Annotated in this window: 19 protein-coding genes; 12 read left to right on the forward strand and 7 right to left on the reverse strand. The window is 40.0% G+C overall.

The window, feature by feature from the left end; all coding sequences use genetic code 11:
- From FTV09_RS06405 to FTV09_RS06415, 3 genes are all read left to right on the forward strand, one after another.
- Window positions 1–1,505, forward strand: a 1,505-nt coding sequence (locus tag FTV09_RS06405; RefSeq protein ID WP_180057380.1) for an IS66 family transposase, incomplete at its 5' end; no start/stop codon positions are given.
- Between the two features lie 78 nt (window positions 1,506–1,583).
- Entirely contained in the window at window positions 1,584–2,252 is a 669-nt protein-coding gene (locus FTV09_RS06410; RefSeq protein ID WP_180057382.1) for a response regulator transcription factor, read from the forward strand.
- Window positions 2,253–2,255: 3 nt separating this feature from the next.
- Complete coding sequence (locus FTV09_RS06415) at window positions 2,256–3,578, forward strand: sensor histidine kinase KdpD (RefSeq protein ID WP_180057385.1); 1,323 nt, start codon at window positions 2,256–2,258, stop codon at window positions 3,576–3,578.
- 141 nt (window positions 3,579–3,719) lie between these two features.
- On the opposite strand, the gene hemP is transcribed toward FTV09_RS06415, so the two are convergent.
- Window positions 3,720–3,890, reverse strand: a complete 171-nt coding sequence (gene hemP / locus FTV09_RS06420; RefSeq protein WP_067762657.1) for a hemin uptake protein HemP — start codon at window positions 3,888–3,890, stop codon at window positions 3,720–3,722.
- Between the two features lie 139 nt (window positions 3,891–4,029).
- On the opposite strand from hemP, the gene FTV09_RS06425 reads away from it, so the two are divergent.
- On the forward strand, window positions 4,030–4,929 hold the full coding sequence (locus tag FTV09_RS06425; RefSeq protein ID WP_180057388.1) for a thiamine phosphate synthase: 900 nt from the start codon (window positions 4,030–4,032) through the stop codon (window positions 4,927–4,929).
- Between the two features lie 193 nt (window positions 4,930–5,122).
- On the opposite strand, the gene FTV09_RS06430 is transcribed toward FTV09_RS06425, so the two are convergent.
- Window positions 5,123–5,701, reverse strand: a complete 579-nt coding sequence (locus FTV09_RS06430; RefSeq protein WP_257222840.1) for a tetratricopeptide repeat protein — start codon at window positions 5,699–5,701, stop codon at window positions 5,123–5,125.
- On the reverse strand, window positions 5,691–8,084 hold the full coding sequence (gene mrcB, locus FTV09_RS06435; RefSeq protein WP_180057391.1) for a penicillin-binding protein 1B: 2,394 nt from the start codon (window positions 8,082–8,084) through the stop codon (window positions 5,691–5,693). The genes FTV09_RS06430 and mrcB overlap by 11 nt, the downstream gene beginning before the upstream one ends.
- Before the next feature lie 151 nt (window positions 8,085–8,235).
- Between mrcB and FTV09_RS06440 the strand changes: the two genes are divergently transcribed.
- Together FTV09_RS06440 and FTV09_RS06445 are read left to right on the forward strand one after the other, a co-directional pair.
- On the forward strand, window positions 8,236–9,174 hold the full coding sequence (locus FTV09_RS06440; RefSeq protein WP_180057394.1) for an NAD(+) kinase: 939 nt from the start codon (window positions 8,236–8,238) through the stop codon (window positions 9,172–9,174).
- Between the two features lie 2 nt (window positions 9,175–9,176).
- The gene (locus FTV09_RS06445) at window positions 9,177–9,443 is read left to right on the forward strand and encodes a YeaC family protein (RefSeq protein WP_067762652.1); all 267 of its coding nucleotides are present in this window, start codon (window positions 9,177–9,179) and stop codon (window positions 9,441–9,443) included.
- A 75-nt stretch (window positions 9,444–9,518) separates the two neighbouring features.
- Here FTV09_RS06445 and FTV09_RS06450 read toward each other — a convergent pair whose 3' ends face one another.
- Complete coding sequence (locus FTV09_RS06450; RefSeq protein ID WP_180057397.1) at window positions 9,519–10,523, reverse strand: glycosyl transferase family protein; 1,005 nt, start codon at window positions 10,521–10,523, stop codon at window positions 9,519–9,521.
- Window positions 10,524–10,934: 411 nt separating this feature from the next.
- On the opposite strand from FTV09_RS06450, the gene FTV09_RS06455 reads away from it, so the two are divergent.
- Window positions 10,935–12,275 (forward strand): dicarboxylate/amino acid:cation symporter, encoded by a 1,341-nt coding sequence (locus tag FTV09_RS06455; RefSeq protein ID WP_067762650.1) that lies wholly within the window; start codon window positions 10,935–10,937, stop codon window positions 12,273–12,275.
- A gap of 172 nt (window positions 12,276–12,447) precedes the next feature.
- The gene (locus FTV09_RS06460; RefSeq protein ID WP_067762649.1) at window positions 12,448–13,590 is read left to right on the forward strand and encodes an acyl-CoA dehydrogenase family protein; all 1,143 of its coding nucleotides are present in this window, start codon (window positions 12,448–12,450) and stop codon (window positions 13,588–13,590) included.
- Between the two features lie 93 nt (window positions 13,591–13,683).
- Here FTV09_RS06460 and FTV09_RS06465 read toward each other — a convergent pair whose 3' ends face one another.
- On the reverse strand, window positions 13,684–14,220 hold the full coding sequence (locus FTV09_RS06465; protein ID WP_067762648.1) for a DJ-1/PfpI family protein: 537 nt from the start codon (window positions 14,218–14,220) through the stop codon (window positions 13,684–13,686).
- A 504-nt stretch (window positions 14,221–14,724) separates the two neighbouring features.
- On the opposite strand from FTV09_RS06465, the gene pheA reads away from it, so the two are divergent.
- The 4 genes from pheA (at window position 14,725) to FTV09_RS06485 (ending at window position 19,735) form a co-directional block, all read left to right on the forward strand.
- Entirely contained in the window at window positions 14,725–15,834 is a 1,110-nt protein-coding gene (pheA, locus tag FTV09_RS06470; RefSeq protein WP_067762647.1) for a prephenate dehydratase, read from the forward strand.
- A 69-nt stretch (window positions 15,835–15,903) separates the two neighbouring features.
- Complete coding sequence (gene hisC, locus FTV09_RS06475; protein ID WP_180057399.1) at window positions 15,904–16,995, forward strand: histidinol-phosphate transaminase; 1,092 nt, start codon at window positions 15,904–15,906, stop codon at window positions 16,993–16,995.
- 3 nt (window positions 16,996–16,998) lie between these two features.
- Window positions 16,999–19,248 (forward strand): bifunctional prephenate dehydrogenase/3-phosphoshikimate 1-carboxyvinyltransferase, encoded by a 2,250-nt coding sequence (locus tag FTV09_RS06480; RefSeq protein ID WP_180057402.1) that lies wholly within the window; start codon window positions 16,999–17,001, stop codon window positions 19,246–19,248.
- A gap of 115 nt (window positions 19,249–19,363) precedes the next feature.
- Complete coding sequence (locus FTV09_RS06485; RefSeq protein WP_067762644.1) at window positions 19,364–19,735, forward strand: hypothetical protein; 372 nt, start codon at window positions 19,364–19,366, stop codon at window positions 19,733–19,735.
- A gap of 64 nt (window positions 19,736–19,799) precedes the next feature.
- Here FTV09_RS06485 and FTV09_RS06490 read toward each other — a convergent pair whose 3' ends face one another.
- Together FTV09_RS06490 and FTV09_RS06495 are read right to left on the reverse strand one after the other, a co-directional pair.
- Window positions 19,800–20,324 (reverse strand): hypothetical protein, encoded by a 525-nt coding sequence (locus tag FTV09_RS06490; protein WP_180057405.1) that lies wholly within the window; start codon window positions 20,322–20,324, stop codon window positions 19,800–19,802.
- 255 nt (window positions 20,325–20,579) lie between these two features.
- The gene (locus tag FTV09_RS06495) at window positions 20,580–21,206 is read right to left on the reverse strand and encodes an alpha/beta hydrolase (RefSeq protein WP_180057408.1); all 627 of its coding nucleotides are present in this window, start codon (window positions 21,204–21,206) and stop codon (window positions 20,580–20,582) included.
- Between the last annotated feature and the right edge of the window lie 66 nt (window positions 21,207–21,272).

A 21,272-nucleotide genomic window follows, 5' to 3' on the forward strand; every position in this document is an offset into this window, starting at 1 on the left:
AAGAATTAGAAAAATCAAACCAGCAATTGGATGCCAAAGTTCAACATCTTTCCATTCTCACGCAAAAATACGAGCATGAGCTCGCACTATTTAAACAGCACAAATTTGGCAGTAAAAACGAACATCTCACTGCAAAACAAATCCATCTGTGGGATGAGGCGGTTGAAGAAGATATCGCAGCGGTTGATCTGGAACTGGAACGGCTGAATGCAGATAAAACCGATGCAGCTGCACAGAAAGCCCCAGCCAACAAACCTAAACGTCGACTGCTGCCAGATCATCTACACACCATCCGTATTGAGCATGAACCTGCATCAACCCAATGCAGCTGTGGCTGCACCTTGCGTCGTATCGGTGAAGATGTCAGCGAGAAACTGAATTTCAGACCGGCACAGTTCTATAAGGAACAGCATGTGCGTGGCAAATGGGTCTGTGATGAGTGTGACACCCTGACTCAGCAAGCGATGCCTGCCTATGTGATTGATAAAGGCATTGCTTCACCTGAACTGCTCAGCCATGTGCTGGTATCGAAGTATGCCGATCATTTACCGCTGTACCGTCAACGTCTGATCTATCAGCGGGCGGGAATCGAGCTTTCTAGATCAACTTTATCTGACTGGATAGGTCGCTGCGGTGTAGAACTGGAACCTCTGGCCAATGCCTTAAAAGAGGTGGTACTACAACAGCAGGTGCTGCATGCAGATGAAACACCGGTCACCATCATGCGGATGGGTGAGAATGAGAAAAAACCGAAGAAAGGTTATGTCTGGGCCTATGCCACTACACAGTACAATCCAGTTCAGGCGGTGATCTATGACTTTCAGGATAGTCGTTCAGGCCAGCATGCTGCAGAGTTCTTGAAAGGCTGGCAGGGCTATCTAGTCTGTGATGATTACAGTGGTTATAAAGCACGCTTTAAATCAGGCCAGGTCATAGAGGTGGGCTGCATGGCCCATGCACGTCGTAAATTCCATGAACTGCATGTGACCGGGAAAAGTCAGGTCGCTGAACATGCATTGGTGCTGATTCAGAAACTGTATGCGATAGAAGCAGAACTCAGGAAAAAGACCGATGGTACAGCAGAACAGCGCCGCGAATACCGACAACAGCATAGTCAACCGGTGATGCAACAACTGTATGAATGGCTCAACCAACACCATCTGACAGTGCCATCGAGTTCTCCCACCGCCAAGGCCATCAATTACACTCTGAAGCGTTGGCCAGCTTTAAGCCGCTATCTGGATGATGGCAATCTACCTATTTGCAATAATTGGGTCGAGAATCAGATGCGTCCCTGGGCGTTGGGGCGCAAGAACTGGCTGTTTGCAGGTTCGCTGCGCAGTGGTCAGCGAGCGGCAAACATCATGACATTAATCCAGTCAGCAAAGCTGAATGGGCTGGATCCGTATGCCTATTTAAGTGATGTGCTGAAAAGGCTACCGACACATAAAGTGACCCAGATTGAAGAATTGCTGCCACATCGTTGGAAACCTGAACCGAATTAAAAAATAGACATGGGGTTCAGCGGACGCTTACTTTTTCGTTACACTCAAACTAAGTCAACTACTCAAAGAGGGAGCTGAATGCGCATACTTTTAGCAGAAGATGATGCTTCACAGGCAGACAGTATTAAAACCTGGCTAGAAATGGATGGTTATAGTGTTGATTGGGTTGAACGCGGCGACCATGCCTTATTGGCAATTGAACAGCATGTTTATGACTGTGTATTGCTTGATCGTGGTTTGCCGAAAGCTACGGGCGATGAAATATTAAGACGACTCAGACAAGTGTATCCACTAACACCGGTTATTTTTATTACTGCACGTGACAGTATTGCAGATCGGGTCGAGGGATTAGATTTAGGAGCGCATGATTATTTAGTTAAACCCTTTAGTTTGGAAGAGCTTTCTGCTCGAGTGAGGGCGCAGTTACGTGTACAACATCAACAGGTCGATAATCATCTGAATTTTGCTGAATTAACCTTAGATACCCAAGCGAAAACATTACATAAAAATAATGAGTTAATTGCTTTAACCTCAAGAGAGTATCAAATACTGCATAAAATGATGCTGCATCCTCAACATATTATGACCCGTGAGCAGCTAGAAGAATCGCTTTATGCATGGGGCGATGAAATTGAAAGCAATGCCATCGAAGTTTTTATTTATCAATTAAGAAAGAAAATTGGCAGTCACTATATTAAAACATTACGTGGCTTGGGATATCGCATGAATTTACCGGAATCGAGTTAAATTATGGCTGCAAAGCAAAGCGTATCATTACAAAAGCAACTGATAAAAACTTCTCTGCTCAGTGCAATTTGGGCAGGACTGATTTCATTGTTTTTGATGGTTGGTTTTGGCTTATACCATGTAATGAGTGTCCATGATGAACTGATGGATGAAGTTGCCGATATGCTTATTGCAACAGATTTAACACAAGTAAATGGTAAGCAAATAGATGAACTCAGTGAAGAGTTCGACATGCATTATCAACTTTTTCGTGGTTCAGATCTTTTAACACAATCTGAAAAAAATGAAGAAGTGAACACAACTGCTATGGCTATCGAAAATGGACATCATTTTGTATGGTCTGATGGACAATTGTGGCGTAGTTATCAACAGCAGGATGATGGTTTAACGGTACAAATTATTCAGCCGATTGAAAAGCGTGTGCTGGAAACCTTACAAAGTGTTATGGGATACGCAGGTATTCTACTGATTGTATGGTTAATACAGTGGCTACTTTTACATATTTATATTAAACGCCAGCTAAAAGTACTAAATATTTTTTCAGCCAAAATTGCACAAAAAAGCGCTGATGACTTAGCACCTATTAAATTACCTCATCCTATTTTAGACGAACTTGCTCCTATCCAAACACAGCTTAATTATTTACTCCAGCGGCTAGAATTATCCTTACAAGCGGAGCAGCGATTTACGGCGGATGCTTCACATGAGTTACGTTCACCACTTTCTGCAATACAGATGCGTCTGCAAGTATTAAAAAGAAGATATCCAGACATACAACAAGATTTAGAGGTCATTCAAAAAGATGTGACTCGCGGAACACGTGTTTTAGAAAATCTATTAATACTCGCTCGTTTAGATCCGACAGATACAGCTCAAGTGGAAAAGCAAAAGGCAGATTTGCAGCAAGTGACTTTACAGGCGTTTGAAGCTTTACAACCCTTTGCCGATGAAAAAGGTACACATTGGAAAATGAATACCTTTCCTTTGCATATCAATATGAATAGTGAGTTGATCTACACCTGCATTCGTAATTTGATTGATAACGCGATACGTTATACACCCGAGCAGGGCATGGTTCAGATTGATTTTATAGATGAGCTAAAAACCGTGATTTGGCAAATTGAAAATACAGGACTGGGCTTAACTGAACAGGAAATTCAGCGTATTGGTGAGCGCTTTTATCGAATACTCGGTAATAAAACCGAAGGTTCTGGATTAGGTGTTTCTATTGCGCAAAAAATTATTCAATTGCATCAAGGGACACTGGACATAGCCGTATCAAAACTTGGGGGGCTAAAGATTCAAATTAGATTGCCGAAAAATTAAATTGGATCTTTACTGATAATGTGCAAATGGATTGAATGGATATTTCTTTCACTGAAAAATTAAAAAGCAGCATGGCGTAACATGCTGCTTGTTTCCACGATTATTTTTATTGCGCTGATAATTATTATTTTTATCTGAAAATTATTTGGTCAGAATAAGTCGGTTATTACGTGTTAAGCGTAAGCGATATTCTTCACCCGCATGCATAATGCGAATTTCACGACCCAATGCAAATAGGTTATTTGAGTGCAGCATTGGTAGTGAATGGTGTGTTTCGTTAGTGCGTGTAAAAAAGCTAAATGGTGCGTTCATTCCGTCGACTCCGTGGTGTATTTCTGAATGGTTTAAATGATAATCATTATCGAATAGAGCTGTCAACGTTATTTTTATTAATTTATAAAAAAGTTAAATTTGCTTACACTTGGGCATCAAATGGTACAGAGCAGGGATCATGTCTAAACCACAATTAGATGTCGCTATCGCAATTTTATTACATCAAGATAAAGTACTGGTCGGTTGGCGTGAAGCAAAACAGCATCAGGGCAATAAACATGAATTCCCTGGAGGGAAAGTTGAACAGGGAGAAACTCCTTTAGCAGCTTGTCGCCGAGAAATCTTTGAAGAGGTCGGCGTCGGAATTCAAGACTGGCATGCTTTTGATTATATTCAGCATGAATATGATGATATTGTGGTGAAATTACATTTATTTCATGCGGTGGTGCCTAATGAATTGCTCAATGAAATTCAACCACCTTGGGCCTGGTATACGCGTCAACAGTTGCTTAATTTAAATTTCCCTAAAGCTAATCAGTCAATTATAAACCGCTTGGTTTGGGCAGAAAAAATAAAAATTATTGATCACTTAGAAAGTTCAATTTCTTTGTTGCCTGATTATTTATATTACTGGCGCGTCGAAGCAACTGAAAAGAATGCCGAATTTCTCAATCAACTTGAAGCTAAGTCACTTGCACAGTTAATTGTAAATATTGAACTATATAAGTTGTTAAATGTCGAAACTCAGGCTCAGATTTCAACTATTCATATTAAACAGCAGCAACTCATGCAGATGACGGCGAAGGATTTAATCATAAGTAAACGATATATTGCCGCCTGTCATGATGTAGTGTCGGCTCAATATGCCCAAAAAATAGGGTGTGATGCGGTATTACTCAGTCCGGTATTTGTAACCGCAACACATCCAGATGCGAAAGCGTTGGGCTGGGACAAATTTACAGAGATTGCAGGATCGTTGGATATCCCAGTATTTGCCTTAGGCGGCATGTCATTGGATGTAATCGAGACTGCTCAGCAACACCATGCATATGGTATTGCAGGCATTCGTTTCTTGTAATGTCTATCCATTTTAAATAGATAACGAGATAGATAGTGTTTTAAATGCTCAGTTTCGAAATATGAAGTATTCATAAATAAAATCTATCGAATCTCATACTATGCTTTTGATTGTTACTATTAATAAGTAAGTAAATGGGTTTGTAGTGTAATAAAAAAGCCTCGATGATCACGAGGCTTTTTTATGGATTTATTTAAAGTGTTTTTAACGCGTTTTGTGCTTTGCTAATGGTTGCCGTTTTCTTTTGTATTTGACCTGCTTTGAGAACCACATTCCATAATTGTTTTTTCATAGCATTGCTTTGCGCATAACTCAAACCACGGAGCGCTAATGCTTCAGCATTAGCAGGTTGGTTTTTGTGATTGGCAATCATGCCTAAATATAAAAATGTTTCGGCAGATTGGGGGGCAAGGCGTTGTGCTTGCGTTGCCGCTGCTTCAGCTTCATTCCATTTGCCATTGGTGTAAGCTGTTTGGGTATTTTGAATTAGTTTTTTAAACGCAGGTAAATCACGACCATCGTCAAATTCTTGAACTTGAGTTTTTTGTTCAGGAATAATGATACGTTGGCGTTTAATTTCAGGATGGTCATAAGGTGTAATAATAACGCCTGATGGCTCATGGATATCCACTTTTTTTTCAGGCTGGTTTATTGACGGTTTGGGGTCTAATTGTGCCTGCGGAAGGGTCTGACAGCCTGCAAGTGTCATAACCAGCATGCTAGGGAGCAACAGGGTTAAAAATGCATTTGAATGACGTAAATTAATTTGCATACTCTCCACTTGAGATAATACGAGGTTGATCAGTTGTACCCTGATTAGACTCGGATTCACTTTCACGAATGTAGTCGCCTAAACTATCATCTTGCTCATTTACAGGCTGTGTTTCTTCAGTGTTAACTGTGTAAGGTTCTACTTCATATTGTGTAGAACCACATGCAGTTGCTTGGTTTGGTATCGAGTTGCGCGATAGTGGAATGTATATCGCACCTGTACAATGTTGAGCAGATAAATTACCTGAATAACGATCTAGCCACTGCCATTGCACGCTGTCTGGTTGTCGTAAATTAACTGGTTTTTGACGCAATTGCTTCATAACATTGGTCCATACTGGCAGAGCGCCTGATGAACCAGTTAAGCCTGTTACTTTGTTATTATCTAAGCCTAACCAAACCACACTGAGGTAATTACCTGAGTAGCCTACAAACCATGAGTCACGGGTGTCGTTGGTTGTTCCTGATTTACCGGCAAGTTTAAGTGAAGTTGGAAGTGAGGCATAAGCAGAACGACCTGTACCGGCACTCATTACTTGTTGTAAGCCATAGTTCAAAATAAAGGCTGAATCAGGAGCAATGGTTGGTTGAACCGTTAAACTATAACGATCTAACATTCGACCGTTCGAGTCCACAACCGAGCGAATAGCTTTGGTTGGGTATTTAAAACCACCAGTAGCGAAGTTGCCATAAATACTCATGACTTCCATAGGTGACATATCAATGGCACCTAAGTAAATAGATGGGTAATTCGGAATATTCGAAGTCACACCAAACTTTTTCAAATGATTGATGAACGTCGACATCCCAAATTCTTGACCTAAGCGCACGGCTGAAAGGTTATAAGAATTAGCGAGCGCATCAACCATTGGCACGACACCATGTGCGCCGCCACTGTAGTTTTTCGGTGTCCATGCTTTACCATCACTTTGTACGCTAATCGGGCTGTCTTCAATTTGACTTGCCCAGTTATAGCGATTTGATTCAATTGCGCTTAAGTAGATAACGGGTTTTAGCAGTGAGCCCACTTGGCGTTTGGCATCCATCGTTCGGTTGAAGCCAGTAAAATCTTGGGTAGAACCGACAGCAGCGACCAATTCACCATTTTCAGGATGTGACACCAATACCGCACCTTGCAAGTCTTTTAACCGTGCAGGATTGGCATTACTTAAACGTTGTACTGAGGCTTTAAAGGCATCCTGTACATGAGTTTGTGCAATTGGATCCATAGTGGTGAAAATACGCAAACCTTGATTGGTCAAATCACTTTCTTGATATTCGGTACGTAGTTGACGACGTACAATATCCATAAAGTCAGGGAAGCGAGAAGGGCCAAGTGTTGGTTTTGAAATAACATTTAAAGGACGTGCAGACTCAGTTTCATATTGTTCCTGAGTTAAGTAGCCCATGACCACCATATTATTCAATACGATGTTGCGACGTTTGGTTGCAAGTTCAGGGTTTTTCCATGGATTATATAGGGTAGGGCCTTGAACTAAGCCAACCAAATAAGCTTGTTGTGCAATATTGAGTTCACGAAGAGGTAAACCAAAATAGAACTGTGAAGCTAGACCATACCCATTAATAGAATAGTTACCGTTCTGGCCTAAGTTCACTTCATTTAAGTAAGCTTCTAAAATTTCATCTTTGTCGTAATGTAGCTCAATTAACATTGCCATTAAGGCTTCATTGGCTTTACGTTTGATGGTCTTTTCAGGAGATAAATAGAAGTTTTTCACCAACTGTTGCGTTAGTGTCGAACCACCTTGACGCTTACCACCAGTCACATTACTTACAATTGCACGCGCTGTACCACGGAATGAAATACCATGGTGCTGATAGAAATTACGGTCTTCCGTTGCGATTAGAGCTTGGATTAAAGGTTTTGGCACTTTATCCAATTTAATCAATACACGGTCTTCGTTGTGCTGCGGGAAAATACCGCCAATCAGCATGGGTTCTAAACGTGCAATACCACTACTAGAAGGTTTAGTTGCACTCACCTCGGTAATTTGGTCTGCACCAAAAGTAATTTTAAGAACTTGTTCAGGGTCGACACTATCACCAAAGTCAAAACCTCGGGTATGAATATAGGTCACATTCCCAGAAGTAACATAATTGCCCGTTTTGGCATAGCTGTCTTGTGATTTATAACCCAATAGTTTGAGTTCTTCGTTCAAATCAGCTTGGCTCACAGGGGCATTGGTATAAATTTCTAAAGGACGAGCGAATACCTTAGCTGGAATGTCCCAACGTTGTCCTTCAAATTTATCCCGTACGATATTATCAAGACGAATGAGATAAATGCTGAACACTAAAAATCCGCCGATAACCAGCAGCGAAAAAATAAGTGCAATTAAGCCTATGCCACGTTCAGACTTCATAAATACTGATAAGACCCTGAGAAATTTTGCTAATCATGCGAAGCTTTTCAGTATTTTGCAATATTTAAACTGTTATATGTATGCAAAATATGAGAAGAAAAGCATTAACAATGGAACTTTAAAGTTTTTTTAAATCATAAGTGTTAATGATATGATAAGGCTGAGGCGAAGCGGAGCTATGGCGCAGGTGCAAATTTCACATAAATCATTTCGAAACATTGGGTTGATTGGTCGTCCAGACAAATCTTCGGTAATCGAAACCTTATGTCTGATTCATGATCATCTTTTAAGTTTAGGATTACATCCTGTATTTGATACGCAAACAGCACAATTGGTTCCTTATGCCAATACACAAATGGTCAGCCGCGCATTATTGGGTGAAGTGGTCGATTTAGTGATTGTGGTTGGTGGTGATGGCTCATTACTCCACGCTGCACGTGCATTGGTGAAATATAATACGCCAGTGATTGGTGTAAACCGTGGTCGTTTAGGTTTCTTAACCGATATCAAGCCGACAGAAGTCATCTTTAAGTTAGATCAGGTATTAAAAGGTGAATTCCAACTAGATCGACGCTTTTTATTGGAGATGGAAGTTCGCTCCAAAGGTGAATCGATTTATAATGCGATTGCATTGAATGATATTGTGTTGCACTCAGGTAAATCTGTGCACATGATCGATTTTGAACTGAATATTGATGGTCAATATGTGTATCGCCAGCACAGTGATGGATTGATTGTTTCAACCCCAACTGGTTCTACGGCTTATGCGCTTTCAGGTGGTGGACCGATTGTTCATCCAAGTATGGATGCTATTGCACTGGTACCAATGCATCCACATACCTTGTCATCACGTCCGATTGTTGTGGGCGGACAAAGTGAAATTAAACTTGTCATTCGTGAAAACCGTGTACTGCCAATGGTGAGTGCAGACGGTCAACATAGTGTCTCAATGGGTGTAGGCGATACTTTACATATTCGCAAACATCCATTTAAGCTGAATTTATTGCATCCACCTGGTTATGACTTCTATATGGCATGTCGGACTAAACTGGGATGGAACCAAGATTTTGACTTATTAAAGCAGGATTAAATATGAATATTGAACAAATGCTGACTGTACTCGATCCTGAAATTGTGGCTCGTCTTAAAACAGCAATTGAAATCGGTAAATGGCCAAACGGTGTTGTTTTAACTAAAGAGCAACGTCAAATTTGCATGCAAGCAGTTTATGCTTGGGAAATTAAACATCTACCTGAAGAAGAGCGTAGCGGTTATATTGACCGTGGTACGAAAGAAGAAGATGAACATTGCGATTCACATGTTGAAGAGCCAGAGTTCAAGCCAATTCGTTTTGTCTAAGTATTCTTAGAAAAAAAGACACTGATGTGTCTTTTTTTTATCCTAATTTTTTTGGGTATGTGTGGAATCATCAAATTAGATTTTAGAATTACGATTTTCCCAAAGTTGTTTGGCCTTTAACATTGCTTCGTCATAACTTTCACAAACACCCATCGTATATAAGGCAATTCCGATGGTTTCAGGGACAGCTACTGCACCATAAGCATGATCTTGCTGACCTTCCCAAACTGATTTAAATACAGCAAGATCTAACTCTTCCTCAATCGGACTACGATTGTCCGTAAGTTTTGGCAATTCGTGTTCGTATAATTGACCAGCTTTAATACCGCAGATTAACGTTTTAGCATCTGGATTGCGCTCAAACTCACCACCTTCGCCTTTAATGACAGCACTGTTTTGATAGCCCAATTGAAATGCTGCGCGTTGGTGTGAGCTGCGGTAGGCTGGGTGGAAAATTGCTTGCATAGTGGCTTTTGCATTAAAGGGATTAATTAAGCGCGCAAGCGTATGAATTGGTGAGCGTAAACCCATCACATTCCTTAAAGAAATTAGTTCACTTAAAATTGGGGAGATGACTTCGAGTGGAATATAGGCAAAATTACGTTGTTTGAGTTGTTGTTCCACATCTTGGTCATTTTGGCAAATAGGAAAACCCAAATACTCTAATACTTCTTCGGTATAAAGGCGGTTAATGGTGTGACCAGATGCACCATGCATCACAATTTTATAACCATGTTTTGCAAGTGTTAATGCTGCCAATAAAAACCATGGATAATGTTTACGTTTGCCTGCATAGGATGACCAATCTAAATCGACATCAAGCGGTTTAAAGCTGAGTTGATCACGTGTTGCTTGTACAAAACCCGTTAATTCATCTACAGATTCTTCTTTTACGCGCAATAACATTAAAAAAGCGCCTAATTGTACGTCTAAAACTTCATCTTTTAAGATCATGCTGAATGCTTGATAGGCTTCATCATAAGTCAGTGAACGGGCCCCATTTTTACCTTTACCCACAATTCGAACAAATTGGGCAAATGGATGTTCAAAATCTTTATAGATATTTCGTTTATTGTTCATGTAAAAATTCGGCTTAAAACTAGGACTTAAGGATAGTTTACTTCTATAGGTGGTATTTTTCAGCTTTATATTATGGTTAAAAATGAGCTTTATTAGACTATAGTATAATGAGTTGCGATTATTATTTAACCCAAATTAACATTTGCAGCAAAACAAGCCAATAAAAAACAGGTAAAATTTAACCTACTTTAGTATGTGTTTCATCTCCTGTTCAATTCACTGATTTGATGTCAGGTCTTGAAGTGATCGCAATTTCATCACTCGTGCACAGTTTAGTTTTTTTACAGTATTTAGTGTTCTAGATGCTTTGGTGCTCTTTTACTTGGATAAAAGAGTTTTGGGCTGTTTATTTTTTTAAAATAGACAAAAACTGAATATTTCTAGCTTAGAAATATATCGTGAAGTAATGTCATGGCTAAAAAACCAATTTATAAGTCGCTGTATTTTCAAGTGATTGTTGCCATTATTGCGGGTATCTTAGTGGGGCATTTCTCACCAAGTGGTACGCAAATTATTAATGGTGCAGAGCAATATGTTCCAGGTTTAGGTGAGCAACTTAAACCTTTAGGTGATGCATTCATTCGTTTGATCAAAATGATCATCGCTCCAGTAATTTTCTGTACCGTTGTAAGTGGTATCGCGGGTATGGAAAGCATGAAATCTGTCGGTAAAACCGGTGGTGTTGCTTTACTTTACTTTGAAATCGTTTCGACTATCGCACTGATTATTGGTTTGCTTGTAATTAACATTGCAAAACCAGGCGTAGGCATGAACATTGACCCTGCAACATTAGATACCTCAGGTATTTCTAAATATGTTGCTTCAGGTGAATCTCAGTCGACCATCGACTTCTTCATGAATATTATTCCGAATACTGTTGTGGGTGCTTTCGCTGAAGGTGAAATTCTACAAGTATTGTTATTCGCTATTTTATTTGGTTTCGCGCTACATAAATTGGGCGATGCAGGTAAACCTGTATTGAAATTCATCGATCAAGTTTCTCACGTGTTCTTTAACATCGTAAACATGATCATGAAACTTGCGCCAATTGGTGCGTTCGGTGCAATGGCATTTACCATTGGTAAATATGGTATCGGTTCATTGGCTCAATTGGGTCAATTAATCATCTGTTTCTATATTACTTGTCTACTATTTATTTTCCTTGTACTGGGTACGATTGCACGTATTTGCGGTTTCAGTATTTTGAAAATGATTCGTATGATTCGTGAAGAGTTATTGATTGTATTGGGTACATCATCTTCTGAATCTGTACTACCGCGTATGTTGAAAAAACTTGAGCTTGCAGGCGCTGAAAAATCAGTTGTAGGCTTGGTTATTCCAACAGGTTATTCATTTAACTTAGACGGTACTTCAATTTACTTAACCATGGCTGCGATCTTTATTGCACAAGCAACAAATACACCACTTGATATCTCTCACCAAATTACCTTGTTATTGGTGTTATTGATTTCATCTAAAGGTGCTGCTGGTGTAACAGGTTCAGGCTTCATTGTTATGGCTGCAACATTGTCTGCTGTTGGTCATATTCCTGTTGCTGGTTTGGCATTGATTCTTGGTATTGACCGTTTCATGTCAGAAGCTCGTGCGTTGACTAACCTTGTGGGTAACTCATTAGCAACATTGGTGGTTGCAAAATGGGTAGGTCAATTAGACAAAGAAAAATTGGACTATGCTTTGGCTAACCCTGAAGAAATTGATAAGCAAATGGCAAGTGAAGCAAATCATGCATAAAAGCATATGCTGATTGTGCTGTGATAAAAGGAAGCTTCGGCTTCCTTTTTTTTAAGCTTAAATGATGATGAATAATTTTGAACGCTTTAGTTTTTCAGCATGACGCTACCTTAAAAGTGCAATAGGATGTGGCTCAACAAAACAACAAATTGAAATACAAGGAAGCAATAATATGCTGGCGTATGATGCAGATTTAGAATTATTTCGTGATAATTTCCGCCGCTTTTTAGCTGAGCAGGTCGCACCACATTATGAGCAATGGGAACGAGAGGGCATCATGCCGCGTTCTGTGTGGAGTGCGTTGGGTGAAAATGGTTTCTTATGTGTAGATGTTCCTGAAGAATATGGTGGTTATGGCGTTCCGACACATTATTCACTCATGTTGGTGGAAGAATCTGCTCGTGCTGGCTTTAGTGCTCTATCTACCGGTATTTCATGTCATTCTGAAATTGCAGCACCATATATTCTGCATATTGCCAATGAAGAGCAAAAGCAATATTGGCTACCGAAAATGGTTAGCGGTGAAGTGGTGGGCGCAATTGGGATGACTGAACCGGGTGCAGGTTCAGATTTACAGTCCATGCGCAGTAGTGCAATTTTGCAAGGTGATCATTATCTTTTAAATGGTTCAAAAACTTTTATTTCAAATGGCCAGCATGCTGACTTAGTAGTATTAGCAGCAAAAACAGATCCTCAAGCACGTGCCAAAGGTGTATCGCTGTTATTGGTGGATACACATTTGGAAGGCTTTAAAAAAGGCACGAATCTAGACAAAATAGGCTTACATGCACAAGATACATCTGAGCTTTTCTATGACAATGTCAAAGTACCAAAGGAACAACTTTTAGGGCAGGCAGGGCATGGTTTTGCATATTTAATGCAAGAGCTTCCTCGAGAACGTACAGCAATTGCTTCGACTGCAATTGGCGCTATTCGTGGTTCAATTGATGTGGCAACACAATATGTCAAAGAACGCCAAGCATTTGGGCAGGCAATTGGTCAATTCCAAAATACACGTTTTGTTTTGGCGCAAGCAAAAATTGATGAACTGGCAACAGCAGCTTTTTATAACCAAAACGTAGAATTGTATATGCAAGGTAAACTTGATGTTGAAACTGCGGCTGCGTTGAAGAGTTTCGCTACGGATATGCAAATGAAAGTTGCCGATAATTTGTTGCAGTTATTTGGCGGTTATGGCTACATGACGGAATATCCGATATCACGTTTCTTTGTAGATGCACGTATCCAACAAATCTATGGTGGTACGAACGAAATTATGAAAGAGATTGTTGCACGTAGTATTTTAGGTCGTTAAATAACAGCAGATGATCGTTACTTAGAATTAGTTCTTGTGAATAAAAAAAAGCGGATTCAGTTCCGCTTTTTTTTATTCAATAGTAGAAGGAAATTATTGAATAGGCGGGTGAGGTTGCCCCAATACTTGTAAACACACATCTATAAACTTAGGGGTGTCCGATGTGCTGCGTGAGGTAATATATAAATTACAGTCATTGACGACAGGTAAATCGGATAAAACAGCACCTGCTTCTAATAAGTCTTCATTTAATGTTTGAATATTAGCCAAATGTCGACCTTTGACGACACCTGCCTCTAATAACAGTAAAGGGCCATGACAGCTGGTCAGAATAGGTTTTTGGCTATCAGCAAAGTGACGAACGAAATATAAAAAGCGATCATCTAATGCCAGTTTGTCTGGTGAAAATCCACCCGGTATAAACAGCGCATCAAATTCATGTACGGAAGCATCATCAATGCTTTGATCAATAGTGATTTGGGATTGGCGTTTCATCCCATAAACAATTTTACCGACCTGTTCTTCGATATTGATAATACTATGTCGAGCAGCTCTGAATGCCTCTACAGGTTCAATATATTCGACATCTTCAAAATCATAGGTCACCAACACAGCAATTCTTTTGTGCATAACCGTACCCTTTGAGACTATTTTTGTTTTAGTTCTAAACGACTATATCTAAATTCAGATAAATGTCTGTCTTATTTGTTATCAATGCGTCAACGTCTGTAAATATTAGGTGATGGTAAAGCATAAATCACTGAAAAGATGACCAATGACAGTTTGTTTTAAATCACCTGTATTCGTTTCAAGTTATTGCAGTATGTAGAGTCTTTTAGCTGGTATGTGGCACAGATTACTTAGGTTTGTTTTAAAGATTATTTGGCTTGAACTTTTGCTAAGAAATTTTATTTAAAAATGTCCAAATTCTCCGAATGATGGTTCTTTCAATTCATATTCAACAAAAATTGCTAAGTTGATCAATTTACCTGTTTTGGTTCTTCAGTTGAACTGATGATGGTTTAATCAACTGTATGTTTTTAAGACTGAATCAATCAAAGTCGTATTGCGCAACAATTGAAAGCTAACTATTGTTATACTGTTTGCAAAATATTTTTGAAGGGCGACATAACAATGATCCACGATGATCAGAACACTACGACTTCTCTTGACTTAGTTCAGATTCGTGATGATATTGACTCTGTTGATATGCAGATTCAACAACTTATCAACCGTCGTGCGAAACTGGCAGAAGCAGTTGCAAAAGCAAAATTTGCTGCTGAAGAGAATCCACTGTTTTATCGTCCTGAACGTGAAGCACAAGTTTTACGTAAAGTTATGGATCGTAATGAAGGGCCATTATCTGATGTGACTATGGCGCGTTTATTTCGTGAGATCATGTCGGCATGTTTGGCACTTGAAGCACCACAAAGTATTGCGTTTTTAGGTCCAGTCGGAACTTATACGCATTCGGCTGTTTTAAAACATTTTGGTCAAGATGCTGTTGTTCGCCCACTTCCAACGATTGATGAAGTATTCCGCGAAGTAGAAGCAGGCAGTGCGCACTATGGTCTTGTGCCAGTTGAAAACTCATCTGAAGGTGTAGTGAACCATACCCTAGATTGCTTCAAATCTTCACATCTCAATGTGATTGGTGAAGTTGAACTTCGTATTCACCACCAATTTCTGGTGTCTGAAAACACTCGTAAAGACAGCATTAAGCAAATTTATGCGCATCAACAAACGTTAGCACAATGCCGTAGTTGGTTAGATGCACATTATCCAGGTGTAGAACGTGTGGCTTTAAGCTCAAACGCAGAAGCTGCGCGTCGTATTCGTAATGAATGGCACTCTGCTGCAATTGCATCTGAAGTGGCAGCGAATATCTACAATCTAGAAATTTTGCATAGCAATATTGAAGACAACCCAGAAAACACCACACGTTTCTTAGTGATTGGCCGTGAGAAAGTACCGCAATCGGGCAATGATAAAACTTCATTGTTGATTTCTGCACATGACCGTGCAGGGGCATTACTTGAAATTCTTGCACCGTTTGCCAAGCACAACATCAGCTTAACCAGTATCGAAACCCGTCCTGCATTGCCTGAAAAATGGGCTTATGTATTTTTTGTGGACTTAGAAGGTCATGTTGAGCAAGAAAACGTGAAAGCGGCAATTGAAGAAATTCGTCCGTTAGTAAAAGAAATTCGTGTATTGGGTTCATATCCGATTGCTGTTCTTTAAGATCACAACTGTGATCAGCTTCAACAGGAGTTGATCACCTTCATCACTTGAAATAACCGGAAGTGTAAAATGACGTTTGTCCCAGCCAATGAAGGCATTGCAAAGTTAAAGCCTTATCAACCAGGTAAACCAATTAGTGAACTTGAGCGTGAGTTGGGTATTACTGATATCGTCAAACTCGCATCAAATGAAAACCCATTGGGTTGTTCAGATAAAGTTAAAGAAGCTGTTGCTGCTGAACTTGCTGAAATTGGTCGATATCCGGATGGTGGCGGTTTTATTCTAAAAGACCAAGTTGAAAAACAATTTGGTGTAGCGCATAACCGTATTACTTTGGGTAATGGTTCAAACGATCTTCTGGAAATTTTTGCTCGCGCATTCGTTTCTGAAAATGATTCAGTTGTTTATAGCCAACATGCATTTGCTGTTTATAGTTTGGTGACTCAAGCAATTAATGCTGAAGCAATTGAAGTCCCTGCGAAAGGCTTCTCACATGATCTAGAGGCAATGGCTGCTGCGGTTAAAGCTAATACTAAATTGATCTTCATTGCCAATCCAAATAACCCAACAGGGACTTGGTTTGAAGAAGCTGAATTTGAAGCATTCATGCAAAATGTGCCTGCAAATGTGATTGTGGTATTAGATGAAGCGTATGTGGAATATTTCCCAGAAAACTTCAATAGCTTGAAATTCTTAGACCAATACGCAAACTTAATTGTGAGCCGTACCATGTCTAAGTGCTATGGCCTGGCTGCACTACGGATTGGTTTTGCACTCGCGTCAGTTGAAGTAACCGACTTCTTAAATCGTATTCGTCAGCCGTTCAACGTCAACCATTTAGCAATGGTTGCTGCGGTTGCTGCACTTAAAGACGAAGCGTTTATTGAAAAATCACGTGTTGTCAATAAAGCAGGTATGGCTCAGCTTGAAGCAGGTTTTGAGGCTTTAGGCTTAGACTATGAACCTTCACGTGCCAACTTCATTTTAGTAAATGTAAAAGCAGATCCTGCACAAACATTCAACGCTTTATTAAAAGAAGGTGTGATTGTACGTCCTGTAGGTATTGCAGAACATCTTCGTGTGTCTATTGGCACTGAAGCTGAAAATGCAAAATTCCTCGCTGCATTGGCTAAAGTATTGGGCCTAGAGGCAAAAGCGTAAGTTATGTCTGTGCCACTATTCGAAAAAGTTGCTTTTATTGGGCTTGGGCTCATTGGCTCAAGTCTGGCTCGTGTCATTGTTGCAGAAGGCTTGGCCAAAGAAATTGTGGCGTCTACACGCTCACAAAAAACTTTGGACGATGCTAAAAATTTAGGTCTGATTCAGCAGGGCTATAACGACCCCGCTGAAGCGGTCAAAGGTGCAGACCTGGTTGTTCTTGCATTGCCTGTCCGTGCAACGCAAAAAGTCTTGGAAATTATCAAACCGTATTTGTCTGAACAGACCATTATTACAGATGTTGGTAGCACCAAGGGAAATGTTGTTGATGCTGCCAAAGCGGTTTATGGTGAGCAATTGCCAGCTGGTTTTGTTCCAGGTCATCCAATTGCAGGCGCTGAGCATACTGGTGTACACGCAGGTAAGGTTGATTTATTCGTAAATCACAAAGTCATTTTGACGCCGTTACCAAGCAGTGCAGACTGGGCAGTAGAGAAACTGATTCGATTGTGGCAAGCTGCCAAAGCGGAAGTGATTTGTATGGATGTGGAAAAACACGATGAAGTGTTGGCCCATACCAGTCATCTTCCACATTTAATGGCATTTAACTTGGTAGAGCAGCTGGCTAACCGAGAAGACAATTTAGATATTTTCCGTTATGCCGCTGGTGGCTTTCGTGATTTTTCACGAATTGCTGCAAGCGACCCACATATGTGGCATGACATCTTTTTTGCTAATAAAAAGGCAATTTTAAATGCGGTGGATGGCTTTGAAAGACAATTGGCCGTTCTACGTAAACTGATTGAAGATGAAAATTCACAAGCATTGATGGGATTGCTGGGGCATGCACAAGCAGCACGTCAGCATTTCAATCACATGCTCGCAAAGAAACCACTGATGGAGAAAAACAAAGTGACGACACAGCAATTCAAAATTTTACCAGGTGTTAAGAAATTCCAAGGTAAATTTACTGTGCCAGGTGATAAATCTGTGTCACATCGTTCCATCATGTTTGGTGCCATTGCAGAGGGAACGACTCATGTAACAGGTTTCCTTGAAGGTGAAGACGCGTTAGCAACATTACAAGCTTTCCGTGATATGGGCGTGAGTATTGAAGGCCCGAAAAATGGTGAAGTCACCATTCACGGCGTAGGCATGCATGGCTTAAAAGCGCCTGCAAGTGCGTTATATATGGGTAACTCAGGTACTTCAATGCGTCTGCTTTCAGGCATGTTGTCTGCACAACAGTTTGACTCGGTTATGACGGGCGATGCTTCATTGTCTAAACGCCCAATGGAGCGTATTGCAAAACCTTTACGTGAAATGGGTGCGCAAATTCAGACTACAGGTGAACGTGGTACACCACCAGTTTCGATTTCAGGAAGTCAAAAGCTAAAGGGGATTCATTACGACTTGCCAATGGCATCTGCACAAGTAAAATCAGGTATTTTATTGGCAGGTTTATGGGCTGAAGGTGAAACAGTTGTGACTGAACCTGAACCTACACGCGACCATTCAGAGCGTATGCTGCGTGCTTTTGGTTATGAAGTGAAAACTGAGGGTAACCGTATTTCACTGCAAGGCGGTGGAAAGCTAGTGGGTACTGATATTCAAGTTCCATCAGACATTTCATCAGCTGCATTCTTTATGGTTGGTGCAGCAATTACCGAAGGTTCGGATGTCACTCTGGAAGCGGTGGGGATTAACCCGACACGTACTGGTGTGATTGAAATTTTAAAACAAATGGGTGCTGATCTGACGGTTGAAAATGAACGTATTGCAGGCGGTGAACCAATTGCAGACATTCGTATTCGTGGTTCACGTACACTCAAAGGCATTCATATGCCAGAAGATCAAGTGCCATTGGCGATTGATGAATTCCCAGCGTTATTTATTGCTGCTGCATGTGCGGAAGGTCAAACAATTTTAACAGGTGCAGCTGAACTGCGCGTAAAAGAGTCAGACCGTATTCAAGTGATGGCTGATGGCCTGAAAATTATGGGTATTGAATGCACACCGACTGACGATGGCATTATCATTGAAGGTAAAGGTAAGTCTGGTGAGTGGGGTGCTATTTTCACAGGTGGTCAAATTGAATCACATCATGATCACCGTATTGCCATGAGCTTCTCTATGGCAGGTTTACGAACTTCTGGTGAAATTAATATTCTGGGTACAGAAACTGTTGCAACAAGTTTCCCAACATTTACTGAGCTTACAACGCAAGCAGGTCTTGAAATTGCAGTAAGTGAATAAAAAATATTTCACAGAAATTGTATATTTGTTAGACAACAGCCAAGCAAATGCTTGGCTGTTTTGTATTTATTGCTTATGCTAAAACCATACAACAATAAAGCCTTTGGATAGCGTAATGAGAAAACTACAATTTACTGCAAACAGTGAACAAGATCTTGCGGATACGACGGTGGATACTCAAACTCAAGTGGCTGAGTTTTTAGCAAGTAAGCTTGAGAAATATGGTTTTCAAACCCTTTCGCAAAGTGGTGACCAAATTGCAGTAAGTGTTGATCAACATGAATTGCCACTTTCTGTCATGTGCCAAGGCAAAGACGAGGCGGGTCGTTTGGTCTGTGAAATCACCTCTTATCCAGATGAAGATCAAGACTGGCTAGATAGAATTACTGAACAAAGTTTGCTGAATCAATTAGCACAAGCGGTTGAAAATACTTTAAAGGAAAATGAAAGCTATAGTGAATTTCAATGGAAAACCATTAATAAGTAACGTGTTAAAAACTGATATAAAAAAAGCAGCAATCAGCTGCTTTTTTTATTTATTGAACAGCGTTTTATAAACATTCAATAATCAGAGGGTTAATTGTGCGATTGCCTTTTTTCATATGGTCACACATGCCTGATGCTTCACTTTCATTCAAACCCCAAAATACAATCACACCACGCTGATTAGCGATTTTAGGATCACTAATATGAATATAGTGCGTATCATGATAATTTTTATCGAGCATGTCTTTGTATTTTTGATCGGTAAACGTTGAACACGAAGAAACTTCAGCAGCTTGGCAGACAGAATCGTTGTCACAGCGCTGTTTGAATGTTGAAATCATGCTACTTGATTCAGAGCTATTGAGTTGAGCTTGGCATATATCCGTATTTGGAAAGTCATATACCATCTTCAAGTTGAAGTCTCGACCTTGTACATTCATTTTATAAGATGCAGTTAAATAGGCTTTAGGACCACTTTCAGCAGAGACTGTGGATGCAGGTATAGCTGTTGGCGTTTCTGACTTTGAATTAAAGTAATAAACCAACAATGCAATGATCATGCTGGCTATTATGGCGATGATAAATTTCATGTTTCCCCTTGGAAAATTATTGTTGTATATTTTTTTCTGTATTTTTAATGAAAAGTTATATTTAAAACAATATTTCATTCTGACATTTTATAAATATCTTTTAGTCTTTTTATTCTATTTGCTTGGCCATCAAGCAATTAAACACTTATTTAAATTCAGTTTGAAAGTTACATATTTATTGAAATACCTAAAAATTAAGAATAAAAAGCCAGCGAGACTGACTTTTTATTCTATTAATTTTGATACAAATTGGGATCAAACTAAAAAGCGCGAAATTGCAATACGGAGCTGTTTTAAGTAACCCGTAAAGAAATGATTTGCACCCGGTAAAACGGTAATTAAATGGCGCTGAGGTTTAGCCCACTGAATGAGGTCAGACAACAGGGTTACATTATCTTCTTCACCATGGATAAAGAGAATATCACCCTTAATATGAGGGGTTACATAGTGACGAACACCTGCAACTGTCGTGGTTGGTAAACCACATAAAATGGTCTGTACAGGTTGTAATTCGATAGGTAACAACGCATAGCATTTTGTCATTACATTCGCACCAAAACTAAAACCACCTGCATAAAATGGCAAGTTAGGATGTTGGCTGCGTGCATATTCAATCACTAGCATGGTGTCTTTGGTTTCACCATTGCCTTCATCATGTATTCCAGCACTTTGGCCAGAACCGCGAAAACTAGGGCGATAAACCACATAGCCACGTTCTAAAAACATTTGTGCTAATAGTACAGGGACTTTGTGCTGTGGTGTGCCACCTTGCAGTGGGTGAGGGTGTGTAACTACCGCGAATCCTTTCACTTCACCCTGTGGATAATCAATAAAAATTTCAAGCTGACCAACAGGCCCTTGAATGAACAGTTGTTCTGACATAATGACTAAAATGTGAAAGCGGGAGAGTCGCATAGTTTACAGATTATGTTTATCAAAAACACAGAT

The organism is Acinetobacter sp. YH12227 (assembly GCF_013417785.1).
GTDB lineage: Bacteria > Pseudomonadota > Gammaproteobacteria > Pseudomonadales > Moraxellaceae > Acinetobacter > Acinetobacter gandensis.